Here is a 20,681-nt window from a genome sequence, read left to right on the forward strand (position 1 = left end):
CCGGACCCTACTGCATTGACGTTGGCGTCTCACCGTCGCCCGGCTCGGCCGCGTCGATTTGCATCAGGGCGGTCAGGGTCAGGCAGCGGTCGTCCAGCGTCGGGGATTCCAGCAGGGCCTGTTTCTCGGCCGGCTCGAAGGGCAGGGCCATCGACAGGCTGTTGATCAGGGCCTCCTGCGGCGCGGCCTCGGCGGTGTCCCAGTCGATCTCCAGCTGACGGCGTTCCAGATAGGCCTTGAGCGCGTTCAGGAACCCGTCCCGGTCGAAGGGCTCGCCGGACGGGACGGTCAGGTCGCTCTCGAACGGGGCGAAGGCGGCGCGGATCTGGCGATAGGGGGTCTGGCTGGGCAGTTCGGCGGTGACGCGGAAGCGGCAGACCCCGGTCAGGGTGATCAGATAGCGGCCGTCCGAGGTCTCGGCGAAGCTGGTGATCCGTCCGGCGCAGCCGACGGCGGTCAGGCTGGGCAGGCTGGCGGGCCCGCCCGATGGCTGGATCAGGCCGATGACCCGGTCGCCCGCCATGGCGTCGTCGACCATGTTCAGATAGCGCGGCTCGAAGATGTTGAGCGGCAGCTGGCCGCGCGCCAGCAGGATCGCCCCGGGCAGGGGAAACACCGGGATGACCTGGGGCAGGTCCGCGGCCTTCACATAGCCCTGGGCCATCCGGAAAACTCCTTCGGCTTACGCGAACAGGATCGAGGACAGGCGGCGGCGGCCATCGCGGGCGACCTCGCTGGTCGCGCCGGCGGCCTCGAACACGGTCAGCAGCTGTTTGCGGGCGGCCTGTTCGTTCCACTCGCGGTCGGCGGCGACGATGGCCAGCAGGCTGTCTACGGCGCCCTTCAGATCACCGGACGCGGCCTCGGCCAGGGCCAGGTCGAAACGGGCCTGATGGTCGCCCGGGTCGGCGGCGACCGCGGCCTTGAGGGCGTCGGTCTCGCCGGCAGGCGCGCTGGAGGCAAGCGCCAGCTGGGCGCGAACGCCGACGACGGCGGGCTCGGTGGAGTTGGCCGGGGCCATGGCGATGGTCTGGGCGGCCTGTTCGGCGTCGCCCTCGCCCAGATACGCCCGCGCCATGCCGGCGATGGCCTTCTGGTTCTCGGGCTCGATGGTCAGGGCGTGGGCGAAGGCCTGGGCCGCGCCGCCGAAGTCCGACAGGGTCAGGGATTCCTCGCCAAGCGACAGCAGTTGTTCGACGTCGGCGTTGATGCCCTCGCCGCCCGTCAGCTTGTCGATGAAGGCCTTGATCTGGCTTTCGGGCACCGCGCCCTGGAAGCCGTCGACCGGCTGGCCGTTGACGAAGGCGTAGACGGTCGGGATCGACTGGACCCGCAGCTGGCCCGCATAGGCCGGGTTCGCATCAACGTCGATCTTGACCAGCTTCACGGCGCCGCCTGCCGCGCGCACGGCCTTTTCCAGCGCCGGCGTCAGGGTTCGGCACGGTCCGCACCAGGTGGCCCAGAAATCGACGATGACCGGGCGCGAACGCGAGGCCTCGATGACGTCCGTCATGAATCCGGCGTCGGAGCCTTCGACGATCACATCGCCGTGATCGTTGGTTTCTGAATTCGCTCTCGGGTCGGCGAAGGTCATCAAAAGCCTGCTTTATCTGGAGTCGGGAATAACGCCGGGAGGCGTCAAATGGTCCCCGGAGGCGACAAACTCAAGGATTTCTCCCGCCGGAGGGTGTCACTCTCCTGCAACGCGAAAAATATCCGTGGTTTTCCTCTTATTGGGTGCAAGCCAAACCGCTCTGCTTCATGCTTCATTAAGGTCTGGGTGACTGGGGAGACATCAATCGTGAAATCAGTTCTGATCCTGGCGCTGGGCGCCACCACTCTCGCGGCGGCCGGTTCGGCCTTTGCGGGTGACAAAGAAGCCGCTGGTTATGCCACGGCGTCGGCCAACACGTCCACGATCATCGAGGGCGAACGTTGGGGCGGCGGCGCGAACATGACCGCCGTCAATCCTAACTGCGAATGCTCGGTCCCGACCGTCAGCGTTCCCTTCTACACCGTGCGTCCGCCCGCACCGCCGATCCGCGTCCGCGCGCCCGGCCTGCGCATCTCGTCCGCTCCGGTGTTCGCGCCGTCGCCGGCGATCTACATCCAGGGCCCGCCGATCTACGTCGACGCCCCGCCGGTTCAGGTTGCGCCCGCCCAGGTTTACCTGGAAGCGCCCGACGTCCACGTCCGCCCGTCGGAAGTGTCCGTCGCTCCGCCGGAAATCCACTTCACGCCCGCTGGCCCGGATCATCCGGACGAGCACTGCTGCGACGTCGCTTCGCCGCCGTCGGCTTCGAACAACCTGCCGCCGCCCCCGATGGGCCCGGTGGACGGTGGCCCCGCCACCTATCCGGCCGCTCCGGCCCCGACCTCGGGCGGCTATGCCGCTCCGGCCGGTGGTTACCCCGCTCCTGCCGTCGGCAGCAGCTCGGGTTACTCGCAAGAGCCCGGCGAGCGCGGCTGATAAGACCTCGACCTTCGGGTCAGGTTATGAAAACTGGAGCGGTCCGTCGAAAGGCGGGCCGCTCTTTTCGTTTTGGGCGATCGTCCCGCTCATCCCCGCGAAGGCGGGGGCATCAGACATCAGATCAGCGCGATGCTTTCCGCGATCGCCAGAGCGGCCGCGCGCGGGTCGGCGGCGGCGCTGATCGGGCGGCCAACCACCAGATGGGTGGCGCCGTCGCGCAGGGCCCTGTCGGGTGTGGCGGCGCGGGCCTGATCGTCCATCGACGCCCCGAACGGGCGAACGCCGGGGGTGACGATCAGGAAGTCAGGGCGGCCGGCGGCAACGGCGATCTCGCGCACGCGAGCGGCCTCATGCGGGCTGGCCACGACCCCGGCGATGCCGCTGTCCAGCGCCTGACGCACCCGGTGCTCGACCAGCAGGGCGGGCGACAGGCTGTGGTCGTCGGCGATCAGGTCCTCGGCGTCCAGACTGGTCAGGACGGTGACGCCCAGCACCTTCAGATCCGATCCGGCGACACCGCGCGCCGCGGCGGCCATGACCTGCGGCCGGGCATGGACGGTCAGCAGGTCGCAACCGGCCCCCGCCAGCACCGCGGCGGCCTTTTCCACGGTCGCGCCGATGTCGTGCAGCTTCCAGTCCAGAAACACCTTGCGCCCCTCAGCCTTGAGCTCGCGCGCCAGCCCCATTCCGTCCGAGGCGAACAGCTGCAGCCCGATCTTGTAGAAGCCGACGGCGTCCTCGATCCGGTCGATCAGGGCGCGCGCCTCGGCCGTCGTCGGGGTGTCCAGGGCGCAGATGAGCCGCGGATCGGGCGCGCGGTTGGGATTCAGCGCGGTTTCCGGAGCGTTCGGGTCAAGCAGGGTCATCGACGGACTCGCGTTTCGCGGCTAGACCGGACGCAGAGGTGCGTCGGGCGGGGCCGGCGGCGGATTTGGGCTGAGAAACAGGCATGGACGCGCTTGATCTGGGGGTCAACCTGTTCGTGGCCCTGTTCGCCCTGGTCGATCCGATCGGCAACATCCCGATTTTCGCCGCGGCGACCGCCGGGGCCAACACCCGTCAGCGCCTGTCGGTCTCGGCCCTGATCTGCGTCTTCATCGCCCTGTTCCTCGCCTTCTTCTTCTTCACGGGCCTGGGGCTGCTGCAGTTCTTCGGCATCTCGCTGGCGGCCTTCCGCATCGCCGGCGGCATCCTGTTGCTGCTGCTGGGTCTGGACATGACCCGCGAGGACTTCCTGACCATGTTCGCCGACAAGGACGCCCTCAATGACGCCAAGGACGTGCGGGGCTATGCCCGGCGGCGGTTCCAGCGGCTGATCGTGCCCTTCGCCATGCCCCTGCTGATCGGCCCGGGCGCCATCTCGACCATCATCATCCAGGCCGGCGAGGCCCAGAAACTGGGCGCGGCCGGGACGGCGGCGGGTGTGGTCGCGATCGGCGCGGCGGCTCTGGCCACCTTCGTGACCTTCGCCCTGACGGGCCCTCTGAGCCGGATTCTCGGCGAGATCGGGATGGCGATCATTGTCCGGGTGCTGGGCCTGATCCTCTGCGCCCTGGCGATCCAGTTCATCCTGGCCGGGCTCGGCGAAGCCATTCCGGGCATGTTTGCGGGCTCTGTGACCTCGCCCTACCCCAGCGCACACTGACATTTTCGCCAGATTTGTCCGCAATCGGACCTTATAACCAAGGTCGTGCTGGATTGTGCGCCGCACATAGGCCTAGCGTATGCCTAGTACGCAAACACGCTTTTGGTTCCGGAAATGCTCGGCGAGGTCGTCACTTTTCTTCATCGCAATGCACGGTTCGTCATTCTGGCGATTCCGGTGGCGATGATCGCTGCGGGCGCCGCCTTGGCCGAGAGCCTGCACCGGGTTCACTGACGACGCGCCTTTGAAGCGCGGGCTCAGATCCGCTTCAACCGTTTCGCATGCCCGCCGATGATCTTCAGGGCGACACTGTCGGGCAGCAGCTTCGGGATCGCCGCCAGAAGATTGTTCCGCCAGCCCGGAACCACGCGCGGCCGATTGGCCTCCACCGCGGCGTAACCCACCCGGGCCACATGATCCGCCGTCTGCCACATCCAGGCCGGATAGGCTGAGGACACCTCCTCACGACTGCCGTTGACGTCGTGGAACTCGGTCAGCGTATAGCCGGGGCACAGGGCGGTGACGTGGACCCCGGTCCCGGCCAGTTCCAGATGCAGCCCCGCCGAGGCCTTGATCAGGAAGCTCTTGATCGGTCCGTACAGGGTGTCGCCGCCGGTCGCCGGCATCAGCCCCGCCAGCGAAGCCACATTCAGCACTCGCCCGAAGCCGCGCTCGACCATGCCGGGCAGCAGCAACCGGCTCAGGGCGATCGGCGCGGTCAGCATGACATCGATCATGGCCGCATGGTCATCCGGATCGGTGGCCAGAAAGCCCGTTGTGCGGCTGAAGCCGGCATTGTTGATCAAGGCGTCCACCGTCAGGCCGCGCTGCTCCAGCGTCCTCACCAGCCGGTGCGGGGCGTCCGGATCGGCCAGATCGGCGGTCAGGACGGTGGCGGTCGCGCCGTAGTCGACGGTCAGCTGGCGGGCCAGATCCTCTAGCGGCGTCGCGCGACGGGCGACCAGGATCAGGTCCCAGCCCTTTTCCGCATAGACCCGGGCCAGGGCCGCGCCGATGCCGGCCGAGGCGCCGGTGATCAGGGCGGTGCGTCTCACAGGGTCGTTCAGGCCGCGACGGGGCAGGAGGCGTGGGGCGCGAAGGCCGCGAGCGACTCGGGGCTTTCGGCCAGCAGATCGGCGATGGTGATCCGGCTCAGGGCGTCGTGGGCGGCGCTGTCGGCGGCGGTCAGGGCCTTGGCGACCTGACGCGGAATATGTTCGCTGACCGGACAGCCCTTGGCGCCCTGGGGCGTCGAGCCGAGATGGGCGCAGCCGTTGACCGCGCGCAGCACCTGATCCAGCCGGATGTCGTCGGGCCGGCGCAGCAGCCAGCTGCCGCCCGAGGCGCCGGGACGCGTCGCGATCAGCCCGGCCTTGGCCAGCAGGGCGGTCACGCGGCGGATCACCACCGGATTGGTCGGGATCGAGGCCGCCAGCACGGCGCTGGGCATGGCGCGCGCCGCATCATACGCGTCCTTGTGGGCCAGATAGGCCAGGGCGTGGGCGGCGACGGGAAAGCGTTGGCTGTCTGACATTTTTGCTCGGTTCCAGCCCCCAAGGTAAGCGTTCCGGGGCGGATTCACAAATCGGGGTCACGGATCGGGAGAACACGGTGCAACTGAAACCGGTGTCGCACGATTGAACCGGGCGCGGAATGAGCCTACAGGCGCTCCGCTTTGATGGGCGCGCCGATCGCGCAGCCCGGAGGATATTCATGGCTGGGGATGCTCCCCGAGGCGACGGCGCTCCCCCCGCTCCGCCCACCTCGAACACTGAAATGACCGGCGCGGCCGGTGCGGCCGCCGCTGCGCCCGCGGCCCACGGTCACGGCAATGCCGGCTTCTGGGGCCTGACCATCGGCGCCATCGGCGTGGTCTTCGGCGACATCGGCACCAGCCCCCTTTACGCCCTGCGCGAAGCCATCGCCCACGCCCAGTCGGGCGTCGGCGGCGACCTGGCCATCGTCGGCGTGGTCTCGCTGGCCTTCTGGGCCCTGATGATCGTGGTGACGTTCAAATACGTCATCTTCCTGATGCGCGCCGACAACAAGGGCGAGGGCGGCACCCTGGCTCTGATGGCCCTGGCCCAGCACGCCGTCGGACGGCGCAGCGCCTGGATTTTCATCCTTGGCGTCTGCGGCGCGGCCCTCTTCTACGGCGACGGCATCATTACGCCCGCCATCTCGGTGCTTTCGGCCATCGAGGGCGTCAAGGACGCGCCGGGCGTGGGCACCTCGCTCGACCCCTTCATCGTGCCGATCGCCGCCGCCATCCTCGTCGGCCTGTTCCTGGTCCAGTCGCGCGGCACCGCGGGTCTGGCCAAATTCTACGGCCCGATCACCGCCGTCTGGTTCCTGAGCCTCGGCGTCATCGGCCTGATCCACATCTTCGACGACCCCTCGATCCTGCGCGCCCTTTCGCCGCACTATGGAGTCATGCTGCTGCTGGATGACGGCTTCCTCGGCTTCATCATTCTGGGGTCGGTCTTCCTGGCCGTGACGGGGGCCGAGGCCCTCTATGCCGACATGGGTCACTTCGGTAAGTCGCCCATCCGCGCCGGCTGGCTTTGCTTCGTCCTGCCCTGCCTGACACTCAACTATCTGGGTCAGGGCGCGATGATCCTGTCGCACCCGGGCGCGGCCGATAACCCCTTCTGGGCCATGGTGCCCGAGCTGGCCTACTGGCCGATGCTGGGTCTGGCGACCGTCGCCACCGTCATCGCGTCCCAGGCCGTGATCACCGGCGCCTTCTCGGTGACCCAGCAGGCCGTCCAACTGGGCCTGCTGCCGCGCATCGATATCCGCTTCACCTCCGAGACCCAGGCCGGGCAGATCTTCGTGCCCGCCGTGAACACCTTCCTGATGGTCGGGGTCCTCACCCTGCTGGTGGTGTTCCAGAGCTCGCATAACCTGACCGCCGCTTACGGCGTCGCCGTCACCGGCGTCATGCTGATCAACACCCTGATGAGCTTCCCGGTCATCACCAAGAAATGGGGCTGGTCGATCTGGGCGACGCTGGCCTGCCTGATCCCGTTCGGCTTCATCGACACCGTCTTCCTGACCTCGAACCTGCTCAAGATCCCCGACGGCGCCTGGCTGCCGCTGGTGCTGGGTGCGGTCCTGATCCTGATCATGTGGACCTGGACGCGCGGCTCGCAGATCCTGACCGCCAAGGCCAAGAAGGACAGCCTGCCGCTGACAGACCTGATCGAGATGCTGCGCGCCCGCCCGCCGCACCGCGCGCCCGGCACGGCCATCTTCCTGACCTCGGACCCCGACGTCGCCCCCGTCGCCCTGATGCACAATCTCAAGCACAACAAGGTGCTGCACGAGAAGAACGTCATCCTGACGGTGCGCACCACCGACCGGCCGCGCGTGCCGGATTCGGAGCGGGTGCTGATGGAGCCCATCAACGAGGACTTCAAGAAGATCACCCTGAGCTACGGCTTCATGGAGAGCCCCGTCGTGCCGCGCGCCCTGGGTCTGTGCCGCAAACAGGGGCTGAAGTTCGACATCATGTCGACGAGCTTCTTCCTCGGCCGCCGCTCGGTCATCCCTTCGGCCAGCCAGGGCATGCCCCTGTGGCAGGACAAGCTGTATATCTTCCTGATGCGTAACGCCGCCAATCCGACCGACTTCTTCCACATCCCGCCCGGACGCGTGGTCGAACTCGGCACGCAGGTCTCGGTGTGAGCGGCGGGACGCCGAAAGGCAAAGACTCCGGCGCGCGCGGGCGTCGCCTCGCCGACAAGGCGCGCGGTCCGCGCCGCGAGCCGAAGCCTCAGGTCCAGACCGCCTCCGACGATTCCGTCGACATCGGGGTCGAGGCCCGCGTCGCCGCAGGCATCCTGCTCAACGCCGCCCTGATCCGCCGCGGCGGTCTGGACGAGGCCCTGGCCCTGCCCGCCGTCACCGCCCTGCCGGGACCGGACCGCGCCTTCGCCCGCGCCGTCGCCATGGCGGCGCTCCGCCGTCTGGGCGAGATCGACCAGATCCTCGACCGCAAGCTCCAGAAGCGTCCGCCCGAGGTGGTCCGCACCCTGCTGCGCATCTCCCTGGCCCAGACCCTCGTGCTGGAAACCCCGGCCTTCGCGGCGGTCTCGACGGCGGTCAAGCTGGCCGAGCGCGACCCCAAGACCCGGCCCTACAAGAACCTCGTCAACGCCGTCCTGCGCGGCATCGAGCGCGAAGGCCCCGGCCTGACCACGGCGGAATCGAACCTGCCCGAATGGATCGCCGCGCGCTGGAAACAGACCTATGGCGATCAGGCCCTGATCGGCCTGGCCCTCGCCGCCCGCGAAGAGCCGCCGACCGACCTCAGCCTCAAGCCCGGTCAGGACGCCGCCGCCCTGGCTGAAGCCGTCGAAGGTGAAGTCCTGCCCGGCGGCTCGGTCCGTACCGGCAAGCGCGGCGACGTCGCCGCCTGGCCCGGCTTCGAGGACGGAAACTGGTGGGTCCAGGACGCGGCCGCCGCCGTGCCCGTGCGCCTGCTGGCCCCCAAGGCCGGCGAGACCGCGCTCGACATGTGCGCCGCCCCGGGCGGCAAGACGTTGCAGATCGCCGCCGCCGGCGCGACCGTTCAGGCGCTGGACCGCTCCGAATCCCGCCTCAACCGCCTGCGCCAGAACCTCGCCCGCACGGGCCTCGAGGCCACCATCGCCGTCATGCCGGCGGAGGACTGGCTGGACAGCCGGACCTTCGACGCCGTCCTGCTGGATGCGCCCTGCACCGCCACCGGCACCTTCCGGCGCAATCCGGAAGTCCTGCGCGCCACCAAGCCGGCGGATGTGGGCAAGCTCGCCGACGTCCAGCACCGGCTGCTCGACGCCGCCGCCGAACGCGTCGCCCCGGGTGGCCGGATGGTCTATTGCGTCTGCTCGCTGGAGCGGGAGGAGGGCGAGACCCAGATCATCGCCTTCCTGCGTCGCAACCCGGCCTTCCGCACGGTGAAGGCCGACCCGGCCGCCGTCGGCGCCCCCGCCGAGGCCCTGACCCCCGAAGGCTGGCTGCGCATCCTGCCCTCCATGTGGGCCGAAAACGGCGGCCTCGACGGCTTCTTCGCCGCCAGGCTGGAGCGGGTCTAGGCACGGATCAGTGGGCGGGAGCCTTGCTCCCCGGCGCGACCCGCCGTATCCCGTGCGCATGACCGCGCCCCTGATCTGTCCGTCGATCCTCGCCAGCGATTTCGCCAGGCTGGGCTCTGAAGTCGCCGCCATCGAGGCGGCCGGCGCCGACTGGGTCCATGTCGACGTCATGGACGGCCATTTCGTGCCCAACATCACCATTGGTCCCGATGTGGTGAAGGCCCTGCGGCCCCACACGAAACTTCCGTTCGACGTCCACCTGATGGTCGCCCCGGTCGATCCGTGGCTTGAGGCCTACAGGAACGCCGGCGCCGACATCCTGACCGTCCATCCCGAAAGCGGGCCGCACCTGCACCGGACGCTGGGCCGCATCCGCCAGCTTGGCGCCAAGGCCGGCGTCGTCCTCAATCCGGGCACCTCCCTGAGCGTGCTCGAGGACGTCATCGAACTGGTCGATCTGGTCCTCATCATGTCGGTCAACCCGGGCTTCGGCGGCCAGTCCTTCATCGACAGCTCGCTCAGGAAGATCGAGCGCGCCCGGGCCCTGCTCGACGCGGCGGGGTCCAAGGCGCACCTGCAGGTCGATGGCGGGGTCACCGCCGCCAATGCCGGGGCCTGCGTCTCGGCCGGGGCCGACGCCCTGGTGGCGGGCACGGCCGTGTTCAAGGGCGGCCCCAACGCCTACGCCGCCAACATCGCTGCGCTGAAGGCCGCGTGAATCCCCTGGGCCCCTTCGCTCCCCGGTCCGCCGAGGCCGAGGGTCCCGCGCCCGGCGCCATTCCGGGGCTGAGGGGCGCGCCCGTTCGCACGCCCATCCGCTCCGGCGGCCCCCACACCGGTCCGACCATGTGGCCCGCCATCCTCGGCCGGCTGTTGACGCGCCAGATGTGGATCGAGCTCTATGGTCTGCCCGGCTACGGCCTGACCCTCGCCGGCGCCCTGACCGGGGGCAAGGCCACCGCGCTCGCCGCCACCCCGCGTGATTTCCGCCCCGCCGATGCGGCGCTCGGCAAGTCGGTGCTCGACGGCCGCTTCACCCTGGCCGGGGTCAGCCTCGAGGTCGCGGCGCCCGAGGATCCGTGGGACCGGCCCAGCCCTTCGCGCAGCTTCGCCGTGGACCTGCACGCCTTCGCCTGGATGCCGGCCCTGATGCTTCAGGGCGACCGCGGCGCGCGCGAGGCCCTGCGCCTGACCCTGTCCTGGGCCGATCACTTCACCCGCTGGTCGCCCTTCGCCTGGGACCCGGCCGTCCTCGCCCGGCGGGTGTTCAACCTGTCCTGCGCCGCCCGCCGCATGGGCGCCGTGGCCACCGAGGCCGAGCGACTGCGGCTGTGCGACATCCTCGCCCGTCAGGGGCGTCAGCTGCTGCGTCCGCCGGGCGGCCTCGCCGGCAAGGCCGAGCGGATGATCGCCGCGGCCCTGGCCGGCTGTGTCCTCGCCGGACCGCCCGGGGTCTCGCTCCGCAAGGCGGCGCTGGGCCGTCTGAACGGCGCCCTGCGCGTCACGGTCCAGGGCGACGGCGGCCATGCTTCACGCAATCCCGAGGCCGGCCTCACCCTGCTGCTCGACCTGCTGACGCTGGACGACGCCCTGTCCCAGCTGTCGGAGCCGCTGCCCGAGGCCGCGGCCGGCGCCATCCAGCGCCTGACCTCGGCCCTGCGCGTTCAGACCCTGCCGGACGGCCGCCTGACCAGCTTCCAGGGCGGAGGCCCGTCCAGGGCCGACCTCGTCGCCGCCGCCCGCGCCCATGACGACTGGACCCAGACCCCGGCGGCCCAGGCCCCGCTCGCCGGCCTCGTCGGCGGCCTGCGCCGCATCCACGGCTCGCTGCTGACCGTTATGGCCGACACCGGGACCCTGTCGCACGGCGCCTGGGGCGAGGCCGCCTGCGCCCAGCCTCTGGCCCTGGAGGTTTGCTGCGGCAAGGACCGTCTGATCACCGGCTGCGGCTGGACGCCCCGTGCGGGCGACCGTCAGGGCCTGCGCCTGACCCCGGCCCACACCACCCTGACGCTCGGCGAAATCTCGCTGGGTGATCCTCTGGGCGGCTGGAAGGGCGATCTTCTCGGTCCGCGCATGATCGGTCGCCCGATCCACGTCACCAACGAGCACCGCGAGGGCGACGGCGCCGTCTGGCTGGAACTGGAGCATGACGGCTGGGCCGTGCCCTTCGGCCTGCTGCACCAGCGCCGCCTCTATCTGGACCAGCGTCTGGATGAACTGCGCGCCGAGGAGCGCCTGCATCCGGCCCCGGGCCATGAGGAGGACGTCCGCGCCATCGCCGCCCCCTATGCCGTCCGCTTCCATCTGGAGCCCGGCGTTCAGGCCTCCCTGGCCCGTGACCGCCGCTCCATCCTGCTGCGCGGCCATTCGGGCCGCGGCTGGTGGTTCCGCACCGACGGCCCCGACGTCGCCATCGAACCCAGCGTCCACATCGACGACGGCCTGACCCGGCGCAGCCTCCAGATCGTCGTCCGCGGCTCGGCCCGCACCGACGCCGAGACCAAGATCCGCTGGAAGCTCAGCCCGGCGGGCGCGGCAGGCGACCCGGTCTAGCGCTCAAAGTCAGGCGTTCCGGGCGGTTTCTCCCCGTGGACGGGTGACGCCCCGGTTCATGAGTGTTAAGGGCGCGCGCAATCGCTCCCCGATTCTCCCGACCCGGACGAAACCCATGCCCGCAGCTCCCGATTTCCCGCCCGCTCCTGACCGGGTGAAGCCCGTCCGCGCCCTGATCTCCCTGTCGGACAAGGCGGGTCTGGAAGAGGCCGCGAAGGCCATGCACGACGCGGGTGTCGAATTGGTCTCCACCGGCGGCACCCGGGCGGCGATCGCGGGCTTCGGCCTGCCGGTCAAGGACGTCGCCGACCTGACGGGCTTCCCCGAGATGATGGACGGCCGGGTCAAGACCCTGCACCCCGTGGTCCACGGCGGCCTGCTGGGCGTGCGCGACGCGGTCGAGCACAAGGCGGCCATGGACGAACACGGCATCGGCCCGATCGATATCGTCTGGATCGACCTCTATCCGTTTGAATCCACCGTCGCCTCGGGCGCCGGCTTCGACGCCGTGATCGAGAACATCGACATCGGCGGTCCGGCCATGATCCGTTCGGGCTCCAAGAACCACGGCTATGTCGCCGTCGCCGTCGACGCCGAATCCATCGCCCTGATCGTCGAAGCCCTGAAGGCTGACGGTTCCACCGATCTGGCCCTGCGCAAGCGCCTCGCCGCCCGCGCCTTCGCCCGCACCGCCGCCTATGACGCCGCCGTCTCGGGCTGGTTCGCCGGCCAGCTGGACGACGCCGCCCCGGCCCGCAAGTCGATCGCCGGAACGCTCGCCCAGACCCTGCGCTACGGCGAGAACCCGCACCAGACGGGCGCCTTCTACCGCACCGGCGAGGCGCGTCCCGGCGTCGCCCACGCCACCCAGATCCAGGGCAAGGAACTGGGCTACAACAACATCGCCGACGCCGACGCCGCCTATGAGCTGGTCGCCGAGTTCGAACAGCCGGCCGTGGTCATCGTCAAACACGCCAACCCCTGCGGCGTCGCCGTCGGCAAGGACCTGTCCGAGGCCTATGCCCGCGCCCTGGAATGCGACGCCGTCTCGGCCTTCGGCGGCGTCATCGCCGTCAACCGCCCGCTGAACGGCGTCGACGCCCGTGCCATCACCGATATCTTCACCGAGGTCGTCATCGCCCCCGGCGCGGATGAGGAAGCGAAGGAAATCTTCGCGGCCAAGAAGAACCTGCGCCTGCTGATCACCGACGGCCTGCCGGACCCGCACGGCCCGGGCGAGGTGTTCCGCTCGGTCGCCGGCGGCTTCCTGGTCCAGAGCCGCGACCGCTCGCTGATCAAGCCGTCGGACCTCAAGATCGTGACCCGGCGCCAGCCGACCCCGACCGAGATCCAGGACATGCTGTTCGCCTTCACCGTGGCCAAACACGTCAAGTCCAACGCCATCGTCTATGCCAAGGACGGCCAGACGGCGGGCATCGGCGCCGGCCAGATGAACCGCCGCGACAGCGCCCGCATCGCCGCCATCCGCGCCCGTGAGGCCGGTGAGGCCAAGGGTCTGGCCCATTCGTTGGCCGAGGGTTCGGCCTGCGCTTCGGAAGCCTTCTTCCCCTTCGCCGACGGTCTGCTGGAAGCGGTCGCGGCGGGCGCCACGGCGGTCATCCAGCCCGGCGGCTCCATGCGCGACGCCGAGGTTATCGCCGCCGCTGACGAGAAAGGCATCGCCATGGCCTTCACCGGCGTGCGGGTGTTCAGGCATTAGGCGTCAGGGCGCTACCGCTCGCCGCGATTGCGGCTCGCTGCCTGAGCGCGAGTCGCAATCGCATTCAACGATGCGGGCAGTGAAGGCGTCCAGCCCCACACAGCAAAACGGCGGCCCGATCAGGCCGCCGTTTTTCGTTCTGACAGGAAGTCTGAGGCCTCAGCCCTGCGCGGGACGCAGTCCCTGGACATCGGCCTGCATGGTCGCCGGCTTGCGCTCGCCGCCCTGGGCAATGATGCGGTCGATGCGGGCCTTTTCGGCGCGGAAGGCGGCCAGATCGGCGCCGGCGAGGATGGTGCCCTCGGAGGTGCGGACCGAGGCCGGGTTGATCCGCTGGCCGCCGCGCCAGATTTCATAGTGCAGGTGCGGGCCGGTCGAGGCGCCGGTCGTGCCGACATAGGCGACGATCTGGCCCTGCGAGACGCGCTGGCCGGCGCGGATGCCCGAACCGTAGCGCGACAGGTGGCCATAGCCGGTTTCGAGGCCGTTCGAGTGACGGATGCGCAGCCAGTTGCCGTAGCCGCCCCAACGGCGGGCCTCGACGACGACGCCGTCGGCGGGGGCCACGACCGGGGTGCCGGTCACGGCGGCATAGTCCATGCCCTGGTGCATCTTGCGGAAGCCCGACAGCGGGTGAACCCGCACGCCGAAGCCCGAGGAGATGCGGCGGAAGGTGGCGAGCGGCGCGCGCATTGCCGTGGTTTTCAGGTTCTTGCCGCTGGCGTCGAAATAGGCGGCCTCGCGGGCGCCGGCGGGCTTGAAGCGGTAGAAGGCCTGGCCCTTGATCTCGGCGTACATCAGGTCGCCGGTCGAGACCGTGCGGCCCTGTTCGGTGACCGAGCGGTCGAAGACCAGGGTGAACTCGTCGGCGCCGCGCACGTCGCGACGGATGTCGAGCTTGCCCGAGAAGACCTGGGTGGCGCGGCGGATGATGGCCGAGGTGGCCCCGAAGGCGCCGGCCGAGGAGGCGAGCGACGAGTTCACCGCACCGTGGGCGACCACGATCTCATGGGTGACCTTCTCGTCGAGGGCGCGCAGGCGAAGCGCGCCGTCGAAGCTGCGCGACACGGTCAGCTGGCTGGCCGGGCCTGTGCGCATGGTCAGGCCGATCAGACGGGCCTCGCCCATGCCGCCGCGCGGCTTGGAGATGGCGGTCTCGAACTTCAGACCGGCACGCAGATCGGCCAGGTCGAAGGCGTTGGAAATGGTTTCGGCGACGGCGTGGGCGTCGGCCTCGCCGATGCCGGTGCGGCGCACGGCCTGTTCGAAGGTCTCGCCCTTGCGGATCTGGACGTTGACGGCTTCCGGGGCGGTAAGGCCTTCAGGCGCATTGGCCGAGGCGAAGGCGCGCGCCTCCAGATTGGCCACCTGTTGAGAGGTCAGTTCGGGAACTTCCGCCGCCAGAGCGGGTTGATAGACTCGACCGGCCAGCATGGCGACCGTCAGCGCAGCGGCGGCGGTCAGCAGATGCGGTGCAAAACGCGTCGGTTGGCGGCGTGGATCGAACTGAGCCATCGGTCCCCAGGAAATGACGACGCCAGACGGCGCCACGCAACAGTATGCAAGGATCGCGCCCGGTGTCCCCCGGTGTCGCGAGACAAGCCGTATAGCCTGCCGGTGTCACAATGGGAAGCAGTCCGTTACATTCGGTTAACGTAATGGCAAAGCCGCTGTATTCCCGTGGTGGCGGGCGTTTTCGCGGAACACGCGATCAGTCTATAACCAAAGACATTCAGCTGAGCCGTTTTGCGCAACTGACAGTAGTTCAGTTAGACTAAGGGTGTTTTCAAGGTCACAGCGCGTGGCCTCAAAGCAACTCTATTGCTTGCGAGGCGCTCGCAGAAATCATTCAAACAATTTTACGTTTACAGCTGGATTTCAGTCGGGGCCGCGCATTGCTGGCCCTGTGAGCGGGTTCGGGACTGTGCGAAGTTGAACCATGTCCCGCCCGCCCTCTCCATTCTGGCGCCTGCTCTGGTCTGTCGGTCTGGCCTGCGCCATCGCAGCGGTCTGCACCCTGGGCCTTGCGGGGTTATGGCGGCTGATCGGCGGCGGCGCCCTGTCGATCCACGGCTGGATCGCCATGGGGCTGGGCATCCTCGGCACGGTGGTGCTCAGCTGGACCCTGATGAGTCTGGCCTTCCGCTCGGACCGCGAGGGCTGGGACGATCGGGTCGACAACAGTCTGGATCCCGGCCGCGAGGAGAACCGGTCGAAGGACGACGACGATCTGATCTACTAGGCCGCGATCCGGCCACGCAGCCCCAGCGCCGGCGCCAGCAGTCCTTCGGCCAGGGCCCGCACCACCGGCACGGCCACCGCATCGCCCATCAGCTTGAGCGCCGCGCTCTCGCTGCCCGGCAGCCGGTAGCTTTCGGGCAACCCCATCAGCCGTGCGCATTCGCGCCCCGTCAGGCGTCGCGCCCGGATCGCACCGCCTTCACAGACCAGCACATACTGGCGCGACGATCCGCCCGACGGCGTGCGCAGACAGCCGGCCAGTCCGTCCAGCCGCAGCTCCAGCCGCTGGACCTTGATCCCGTTCTCGGTGCGCACCCGGCGGAAGGCCGCGGCGACCCGGCGCTCGCCCGAGGCCAGGGCTGCTTCCAGCCGCGCCCGATGCAGGGGGGCGGTCAAGGCCAGCAGATCCTTCGTCTGGGCCGCATCGAACCAGTCGACCGCCGAATCCGGCTCCAACACGGTGGCGAGGTCCAGATTACGGCGCGGCGGGGCGGGCAGGGACCACCAGGCCCAGTTCGCCTTCACCGTCTCAGGCAAACGGTCATGGGCCGCGATCAGGCGCGGCGAGTGGAAGACGCCCGGCCCTCCCGCCTCCGCGCCCGCGTCCTTCAGCCCGACGATGAACAGCCGCGGCCGCGACTGGGGCAGCCACAGTCCGGCGTCCATTTCCAGCGCCCCGACGCGATAGCCGCCCTCGGTCAGGGCGGCGCAGACGGCGGCGAAATCCTTGCCCCCGGCCGAGGTCAGCAGGCCGACCACATTCTCGATGACCACGGCGCGGGGCGCGCGGCCCTCGTCGGCCAGTCCCTGCATCAGCTTCCAGAAGCCCCAGAAGGCGCCCGACCGCCGCGCCTCCAGCCCGCCTCGCGCGCCGGCCAGGCTGACGTCCTGACAGGGCGACGAGGCCCAGCATAGATCCAGCGCGCCCGGCAGGTCGGCGGTCGTCAAATCCCAGATGTCGCCTTCACGCAGCCGAACATCGGGGTGGTTGGCGCGAAAGGCGCGGGCCTTGGCCGGGTCGATGTCATTGGCCATCAGGGTATGGAAGCCGGCGTCCGCCAGCCCGATCCCCGCCAGACCCCCGCCGGCGAAGAACTCCAGCACGCCGCCCGCTACCGACCTGTCCGCCCGAATCGTCATGGGCGAACTCTAGGCGCCCCGGGCGGGATTGGCGATGTCGCCGCCAGACGGGCTTGACCCGGCAGACGCTCTGGGGACCATAGCGCCGTCCTGACACACCTTCTGGAAGGCCTTCCCCCGATGCGCCCCATCCTGCTTGCCGCCCCGCTCGTTCTGCTCGTCGCCGCCTGCTCACAGGGCACGACCGAGAAGGCCGAAGCGCCCGCCGACGCCCCGACCCCGGTCAGCCTGGGCGGCGTCGATCTGGGCCAGCCGCTGCGTGCGCTCGGGACCGAGCCCTTCTGGAGCGTCGAGATCACGAAGGACGCCATGGTCTATACCGGCGTCGATCGCGAGGAGCAGCGCGCGGCCAATCCCCAGCCCGTCGTCCAGGGCACCACCGCCGTCTATACCGCCGCCACCGAGGACGGCGCCGAGATGGTCGTGACCCTGATCGCCACCGAATGTTCGGACGGGATGAGCGACCGCATCTATCCGCTAACGGCGCGGGTCGAAATGGGCGAGGTCAGCCTGAACGGCTGCGCGGCGTCCCAGGCCTTCCTCAACAGCCAGCCGCCCGCCTGATTTCCGAGGTCTAGCCGTCGCCCAGCAGGGCGCCGACGCCCGGCACGGTCCGCACGGCCTCGCCCATCCAGTCGCGACCGGTCGCTTCAGTCACCGCATCCCGGGCGGCGGGCAGCAGCCGCTTCAGCTCGTCCTTGCCGACCCCGATCCTTTTCAGCCGGTCCAGCAGGCCCATGGCGTCGCCGATGGCCGCGCCGGAGACCCCGCCCGCGCTCTTCATCAGCCCGCCCATCAGCCCGCCGCCGCGCGGCTTCGCCTCCGGTGATCGGGCCAGGGCCTCGGCGCCGGGCACGACGGCATAGAAGGCGTCACGCGCCCGGGCTTCGGCATGTTTCTCCAGAAGGCCCAGCGCCCCGACCAAGGCGGTGCGCGTCTGTTCGGCGTCCAGACCGGCCCTGATGGCGGCCTGCGACATCACGTCTTCAATCGATATCGTACGGTTCATGGCGCCCTTAACGGTTCTCAAAGCCCAATGATCCTATGGATCAGGCATGACCCAGATGCAGAATGCCGTCCCGGATCAAGAGTCTGCCGCCCATCTGGTGCAGGCGAACGGGGCTCCGACCGACCTGCGCTCGCTGACGGCGCTGCGCTTCATGGCCGCCATGTGGGTCGCCGTCTATGCCCTGTGGGACAATCTGGCGGTGACATTCAAGCCGGCGGTGATCGCCAAGGGCTATCTGGGCGTCGAACTCTTCTTCGTCCTGTCGGGCTTCATCCTCTGCCACGTCTATCTGGCGTCCGCGGGCGAGAAGCGCTTCAACTACCGTGAATTCCTCTGGGCCCGGATCGCGCGGGTCTATCCCCTGCATATCGCCACCTTGCTGGCCGTCATGGCGCTCGGCTTCGCCGCCCTGTTCGCCGGGATGAGCATCGACGGCAGCGTCATGAGCTGGGCGTCCCTGCCCGCCAACCTCTTCATGGTCCATGCCTGGGGTCTGGCGCCCGAGGCCGGCTGGAACCACCGTTCTTGGTCGATCTCGGCCGAATGGTTCGCCTATCTGGCCTTCCCGGTCTTCGCCTTTGTGGCCTGGAAGCTCCGCCGTCGCCCGATCATGGCCATCGCCGGGGCGCTGGCCTTGCTGGCCGGCCTCTACTTCGTCTTCCCGCGTCTGGCGGGCTTCCCCCTGACCGAGGCGACGATCGCCTGGGGGGCGCTGCGGATCGTGCCCTGCTTCGCCTATGGCTGCGCCCTCTACCTGGCCTTCCGCCGCGCGCCGCTCGCCATTCCGGGTCTCATCGCCGCGACCGCCGCCGCCCTGATGATCGCCGCCGCCGCCCTGCAGCTGTGGGACGGGATCATCGTCGCCCTCGCCGGCGCCCTGATCCTGGGTCTGGCCAGCCTGCCCAACGCCCGCGCCGGATGGCTGGCGTCGAAGCCCGCCGTCTACCTCGGGGAGATCAGCTATTCGGTCTATATGGTCGTGGTGCCCTGGCAGCTGCTGGCCGTTAACCTCGCGGCCAAGCTGACCAACGCCCCGGACAAGCATCTTCACGTTTTCGTGTGGCTGGCGATCGTTCTGGCCCTGCCGCTGGTCGCGGCCGTGTCCTATCACCTCGTGGAATTCCCCGCCCGGCGGGCATTGAAGGGGTTTGCCGCCCGTCGCCGCACTGCGGCAAAGCTATCCCGCAACGCACAATCACTCGCCTGAACGTCAGGGTTTCCCCTGAGAGGCTAATCGTCTAGGCAAGGTCCGGGCGTAACAATCGGACACATAGACGGCATGAAGAAACGGCTCGCCGCCGCTGTGGTTGCAGCGTCTCTCGGATTCTTCGCGGTTGGCGTGACGCCGTCCGCAGCCCGCGCCGACGATCCCTACTGGCAGTGCGTGACGTTCGCCCGGATGTTCTCCGGCATCCAGATCTTCGGCGACGCCTGGACCTGGTGGTCGCAGGCCGTGGACAAGTTCCGCACCGGCCGCGCGCCCGAGACCGGCTCGGTCCTGGTCTTCCGTCCCGAGGGCCGCATGAACAAGGGCCATGTCGCCGTCGTCTCCGACATCCTGACCGATCGCGTGATCCGCGTGACCCACGCCAACTGGGGCGGCAGCCGCGGCAAGGTCGAGGAAAACGTCACCGTCGTCGACGTTTCCAGCCAGAACGATTGGAGCGAGGTCAAGGTGTGGTACAGCCCGGTGCATGACCTCGGCACGACCGTCTATCCGACCTACGGATTCATCTATAACGGCGCACGCGACGCCTTCGACGGCGCCCGTCAGGTGGCTTCGGTCGATGCCCCTGCCGCTCCGGTCGGCGCCCGGAACTAACCCCTATATGGATGGCGCGGCATGATCCGCGTCTGTCATGCCGGCAGCGGCGTTTGCGAGGCGGTCCAGGGTTCGATCCTCGACTGGACCCTGCCGCCCGACGCCCTGTGGATCGACATGGTCGCTCCGACCCCGGACGAGGACCGGGCAGTCGAGAAGGCCCTGGGCCTGTCCGTTCCCACCCGCGATGAAATGGCCGAGCTGGAGGCCTCCAGCCGTCTCTACCGCGAGAACGGCGCCACCTATGTCACCTCGGACATCATTCACAACGGCGACGCCGACACCCCGACGATCGACCCGGTCACCTTCGTCCTGACCAAGGGGCCGCTGGTCACCATCCGCTATTTCGACCCCAAGCCCTTCACCATGCTGGTCGACAAGCTGGAGCGGGAGCCCAACCTGTGCTCGACCGGTGCGGACCTGTTCCTGAACCTGATGGAGGCCATCATCGACCGGGCCTCCGACATCCTGTCGGTCAACGCCAACAAGGTCGACGCCGTCGCCAACGCCGTCTTCGCCGAGGGCAAACAGGTCGGCTTCGAACACCTGATCACCAAACTGGGCCGCGCTCACATCGCCAACGCCCGGATCGAACAGTCCCTGGCCGGCCTGTCGCGCATCTTCGTCTATGTCGCCTCTGACGAGCGGATCGACCATGTCCCGGATTCGCGCGAACACCTGCGCTCGCTCAGCGGCGACGCCGCCAGCCTGATCGCCCACAACCAGGCGGTCGCCGCGGGCATCAATTTCCAGCTCTCGGCGGCGCTGGGGATGATCAACATCCAGCAGTCGTCGATCTTCAAGGTCTTCTCGCTGTTCACCGTGGCCTTCCTGCCCCCGACCCTGATCGGGGCGATCTACGGCATGAATTTCGAGCATATGCCCGAGCTGCACGAGACCTGGGGCTATCCGGCCGCCCTCGTCGCCATGGTCGTCGCCGCCGCCCTTCCCCTGCTGTGGTTCAAGCGGAAGGGCTGGCTGTAGGCCAGATGGC

20 protein-coding genes are annotated in these 20,681 nt (G+C 69.1%); 12 read left to right on the forward strand and 8 right to left on the reverse strand.

From position 1 onward, the window contains the following. Nucleotides 1-7 precede the first annotated feature (7 nt). Complete coding sequence (locus AC07U0_RS18050) at nucleotides 8-664, reverse strand: LON peptidase substrate-binding domain-containing protein (protein ID WP_494721357.1); 657 nt, start codon at nucleotides 662-664, stop codon at nucleotides 8-10. An 18-nt stretch (nucleotides 665-682) separates the two neighbouring features. Next, nucleotides 683-1,594 (reverse strand): tetratricopeptide repeat protein, encoded by a 912-nt coding sequence (locus AC07U0_RS18055; protein ID WP_494721358.1) that lies wholly within the window; start codon nucleotides 1,592-1,594, stop codon nucleotides 683-685. Between the two features lie 207 nt (nucleotides 1,595-1,801). Between AC07U0_RS18055 and AC07U0_RS18060 the strand changes: the two genes are divergently transcribed. Next, on the forward strand, nucleotides 1,802-2,470 hold the full coding sequence (locus tag AC07U0_RS18060; protein WP_494721359.1) for a hypothetical protein: 669 nt from the start codon (nucleotides 1,802-1,804) through the stop codon (nucleotides 2,468-2,470). Between the two features lie 119 nt (nucleotides 2,471-2,589). Here the strand turns inward: AC07U0_RS18060 and pyrF are convergent, their stop codons facing one another. Continuing rightward, the gene (pyrF, locus tag AC07U0_RS18065; RefSeq protein WP_494721360.1) at nucleotides 2,590-3,339 is read right to left on the reverse strand and encodes an orotidine-5'-phosphate decarboxylase; all 750 of its coding nucleotides are present in this window, start codon (nucleotides 3,337-3,339) and stop codon (nucleotides 2,590-2,592) included. 83 nt (nucleotides 3,340-3,422) lie between these two features. On the opposite strand from pyrF, the gene AC07U0_RS18070 reads away from it, so the two are divergent. Further along, on the forward strand, nucleotides 3,423-4,118 hold the full coding sequence (locus AC07U0_RS18070) for a MarC family protein (RefSeq protein WP_494721361.1): 696 nt from the start codon (nucleotides 3,423-3,425) through the stop codon (nucleotides 4,116-4,118). Between the two features lie 257 nt (nucleotides 4,119-4,375). On the opposite strand, the gene AC07U0_RS18075 is transcribed toward AC07U0_RS18070, so the two are convergent. After that, nucleotides 4,376-5,173, reverse strand: coding sequence for an SDR family NAD(P)-dependent oxidoreductase (locus AC07U0_RS18075; protein ID WP_494721362.1), 798 nt, complete (start codon nucleotides 5,171-5,173; stop codon nucleotides 4,376-4,378). An 8-nt stretch (nucleotides 5,174-5,181) separates the two neighbouring features. Further along, nucleotides 5,182-5,652: an Rrf2 family transcriptional regulator gene (locus AC07U0_RS18080; RefSeq protein ID WP_494721363.1), complete on the reverse strand. Its 471-nt coding sequence runs from the start codon at nucleotides 5,650-5,652 to the stop codon at nucleotides 5,182-5,184. 179 nt (nucleotides 5,653-5,831) lie between these two features. On the opposite strand from AC07U0_RS18080, the gene AC07U0_RS18085 reads away from it, so the two are divergent. From AC07U0_RS18085 to purH, 5 genes are all read left to right on the forward strand, one after another. Beyond that, the gene (locus tag AC07U0_RS18085; protein WP_494721364.1) at nucleotides 5,832-7,808 is read left to right on the forward strand and encodes a potassium transporter Kup; all 1,977 of its coding nucleotides are present in this window, start codon (nucleotides 5,832-5,834) and stop codon (nucleotides 7,806-7,808) included. Beyond that, complete coding sequence (locus tag AC07U0_RS18090) at nucleotides 7,805-9,199, forward strand: RsmB/NOP family class I SAM-dependent RNA methyltransferase (RefSeq protein WP_494721365.1); 1,395 nt, start codon at nucleotides 7,805-7,807, stop codon at nucleotides 9,197-9,199. The genes AC07U0_RS18085 and AC07U0_RS18090 overlap by 4 nt, the downstream gene beginning before the upstream one ends. Nucleotides 9,200-9,257: 58 nt before the next feature. Beyond that, entirely contained in the window at nucleotides 9,258-9,917 is a 660-nt protein-coding gene (gene rpe / locus AC07U0_RS18095) for a ribulose-phosphate 3-epimerase (RefSeq protein ID WP_494721366.1), read from the forward strand. Beyond that, a complete protein-coding gene (locus AC07U0_RS18100) occupies nucleotides 9,914-11,755 on the forward strand; it encodes a heparinase II/III family protein (protein ID WP_494721367.1) in 1,842 nt (613 codons plus the stop codon). Before rpe ends, AC07U0_RS18100 begins: the two co-directional genes overlap by 4 nt. A gap of 115 nt (nucleotides 11,756-11,870) precedes the next feature. After that, nucleotides 11,871-13,475 (forward strand): bifunctional phosphoribosylaminoimidazolecarboxamide formyltransferase/IMP cyclohydrolase, encoded by a 1,605-nt coding sequence (gene purH / locus AC07U0_RS18105; RefSeq protein WP_494721368.1) that lies wholly within the window; start codon nucleotides 11,871-11,873, stop codon nucleotides 13,473-13,475. 159 nt (nucleotides 13,476-13,634) lie between these two features. On the opposite strand, the gene AC07U0_RS18110 is transcribed toward purH, so the two are convergent. Then, entirely contained in the window at nucleotides 13,635-14,990 is a 1,356-nt protein-coding gene (locus AC07U0_RS18110; protein ID WP_494721369.1) for a peptidoglycan DD-metalloendopeptidase family protein, read from the reverse strand. 424 nt (nucleotides 14,991-15,414) lie between these two features. Between AC07U0_RS18110 and AC07U0_RS18115 the strand changes: the two genes are divergently transcribed. Next, nucleotides 15,415-15,717 carry a hypothetical protein gene (locus tag AC07U0_RS18115; protein ID WP_494721370.1) on the forward strand — a complete coding sequence of 101 codons (303 nt, stop codon included), beginning with the start codon at nucleotides 15,415-15,417 and terminating at the stop codon, nucleotides 15,715-15,717. On the opposite strand, the gene AC07U0_RS18120 is transcribed toward AC07U0_RS18115, so the two are convergent. Further along, on the reverse strand, nucleotides 15,714-16,856 hold the full coding sequence (locus tag AC07U0_RS18120) for a DNA cytosine methyltransferase (RefSeq protein ID WP_494721371.1): 1,143 nt from the start codon (nucleotides 16,854-16,856) through the stop codon (nucleotides 15,714-15,716). The two genes, AC07U0_RS18115 and AC07U0_RS18120, sit on opposite strands and share 4 nt — an antisense overlap. A 120-nt stretch (nucleotides 16,857-16,976) precedes the next feature. On the opposite strand from AC07U0_RS18120, the gene AC07U0_RS18125 reads away from it, so the two are divergent. Beyond that, nucleotides 16,977-17,420, forward strand: coding sequence for a COG3650 family protein (locus AC07U0_RS18125; RefSeq protein WP_494721372.1), 444 nt, complete (start codon nucleotides 16,977-16,979; stop codon nucleotides 17,418-17,420). A 10-nt stretch (nucleotides 17,421-17,430) separates the two neighbouring features. Here AC07U0_RS18125 and AC07U0_RS18130 read toward each other — a convergent pair whose 3' ends face one another. Continuing rightward, nucleotides 17,431-17,865, reverse strand: a complete 435-nt coding sequence (locus tag AC07U0_RS18130) for a hypothetical protein (protein ID WP_494721373.1) — start codon at nucleotides 17,863-17,865, stop codon at nucleotides 17,431-17,433. 55 nt (nucleotides 17,866-17,920) lie between these two features. On the opposite strand from AC07U0_RS18130, the gene AC07U0_RS18135 reads away from it, so the two are divergent. The 3 genes from AC07U0_RS18135 to AC07U0_RS18145 all read left to right on the forward strand — a co-directional run bounded on the left by AC07U0_RS18135 (nucleotide 17,921) and on the right by AC07U0_RS18145 (nucleotide 20,671). Beyond that, nucleotides 17,921-19,072, forward strand: coding sequence for an acyltransferase family protein (locus AC07U0_RS18135; RefSeq protein ID WP_494721400.1), 1,152 nt, complete (start codon nucleotides 17,921-17,923; stop codon nucleotides 19,070-19,072). A gap of 72 nt (nucleotides 19,073-19,144) precedes the next feature. Then, entirely contained in the window at nucleotides 19,145-19,687 is a 543-nt protein-coding gene (locus AC07U0_RS18140) for a CHAP domain-containing protein (RefSeq protein WP_494721374.1), read from the forward strand. A gap of 21 nt (nucleotides 19,688-19,708) precedes the next feature. Continuing rightward, nucleotides 19,709-20,671, forward strand: a complete 963-nt coding sequence (locus tag AC07U0_RS18145) for a magnesium transporter CorA family protein (RefSeq protein WP_494721375.1) — start codon at nucleotides 19,709-19,711, stop codon at nucleotides 20,669-20,671. The last annotated feature ends 10 nt before the right edge of the window (nucleotides 20,672-20,681 follow it).

This window comes from Brevundimonas sp. GW821-FHT02A10 (assembly GCF_059422025.1).

Coding starts and splice junctions, on each gene's coding strand:
- purH (WP_494721368.1), top strand. CDS start 11,871: ATGCCCGCAGCTCCCGATTTCCCGCCCGCTCCTGACCGGGTGAAGCCC.
- AC07U0_RS18110 (WP_494721369.1), bottom strand. CDS start 14,990: ATGGCTCAGTTCGATCCACGCCGCCAACCGACGCGTTTTGCACCGCAT.
- AC07U0_RS18115 (WP_494721370.1), top strand. CDS start 15,415: ATGTCCCGCCCGCCCTCTCCATTCTGGCGCCTGCTCTGGTCTGTCGGT.
- pyrF (WP_494721360.1), bottom strand. CDS start 3,339: ATGACCCTGCTTGACCCGAACGCTCCGGAAACCGCGCTGAATCCCAAC.
- AC07U0_RS18050 (WP_494721357.1), bottom strand. CDS start 664: ATGGCCCAGGGCTATGTGAAGGCCGCGGACCTGCCCCAGGTCATCCCG.
- AC07U0_RS18085 (WP_494721364.1), top strand. CDS start 5,832: ATGGCTGGGGATGCTCCCCGAGGCGACGGCGCTCCCCCCGCTCCGCCC.
- AC07U0_RS18055 (WP_494721358.1), bottom strand. CDS start 1,594: ATGACCTTCGCCGACCCGAGAGCGAATTCAGAAACCAACGATCACGGC.
- AC07U0_RS18145 (WP_494721375.1), top strand. CDS start 19,709: ATGATCCGCGTCTGTCATGCCGGCAGCGGCGTTTGCGAGGCGGTCCAG.
- AC07U0_RS18140 (WP_494721374.1), top strand. CDS start 19,145: ATGAAGAAACGGCTCGCCGCCGCTGTGGTTGCAGCGTCTCTCGGATTC.
- AC07U0_RS18080 (WP_494721363.1), bottom strand. CDS start 5,652: ATGTCAGACAGCCAACGCTTTCCCGTCGCCGCCCACGCCCTGGCCTAT.
- AC07U0_RS18120 (WP_494721371.1), bottom strand. CDS start 16,856: ATGACGATTCGGGCGGACAGGTCGGTAGCGGGCGGCGTGCTGGAGTTC.
- AC07U0_RS18130 (WP_494721373.1), bottom strand. CDS start 17,865: ATGAACCGTACGATATCGATTGAAGACGTGATGTCGCAGGCCGCCATC.
- AC07U0_RS18125 (WP_494721372.1), top strand. CDS start 16,977: ATGCGCCCCATCCTGCTTGCCGCCCCGCTCGTTCTGCTCGTCGCCGCC.
- rpe (WP_494721366.1), top strand. CDS start 9,258: ATGACCGCGCCCCTGATCTGTCCGTCGATCCTCGCCAGCGATTTCGCC.
- AC07U0_RS18135 (WP_494721400.1), top strand. CDS start 17,921: ATGCAGAATGCCGTCCCGGATCAAGAGTCTGCCGCCCATCTGGTGCAG.
- AC07U0_RS18070 (WP_494721361.1), top strand. CDS start 3,423: ATGGACGCGCTTGATCTGGGGGTCAACCTGTTCGTGGCCCTGTTCGCC.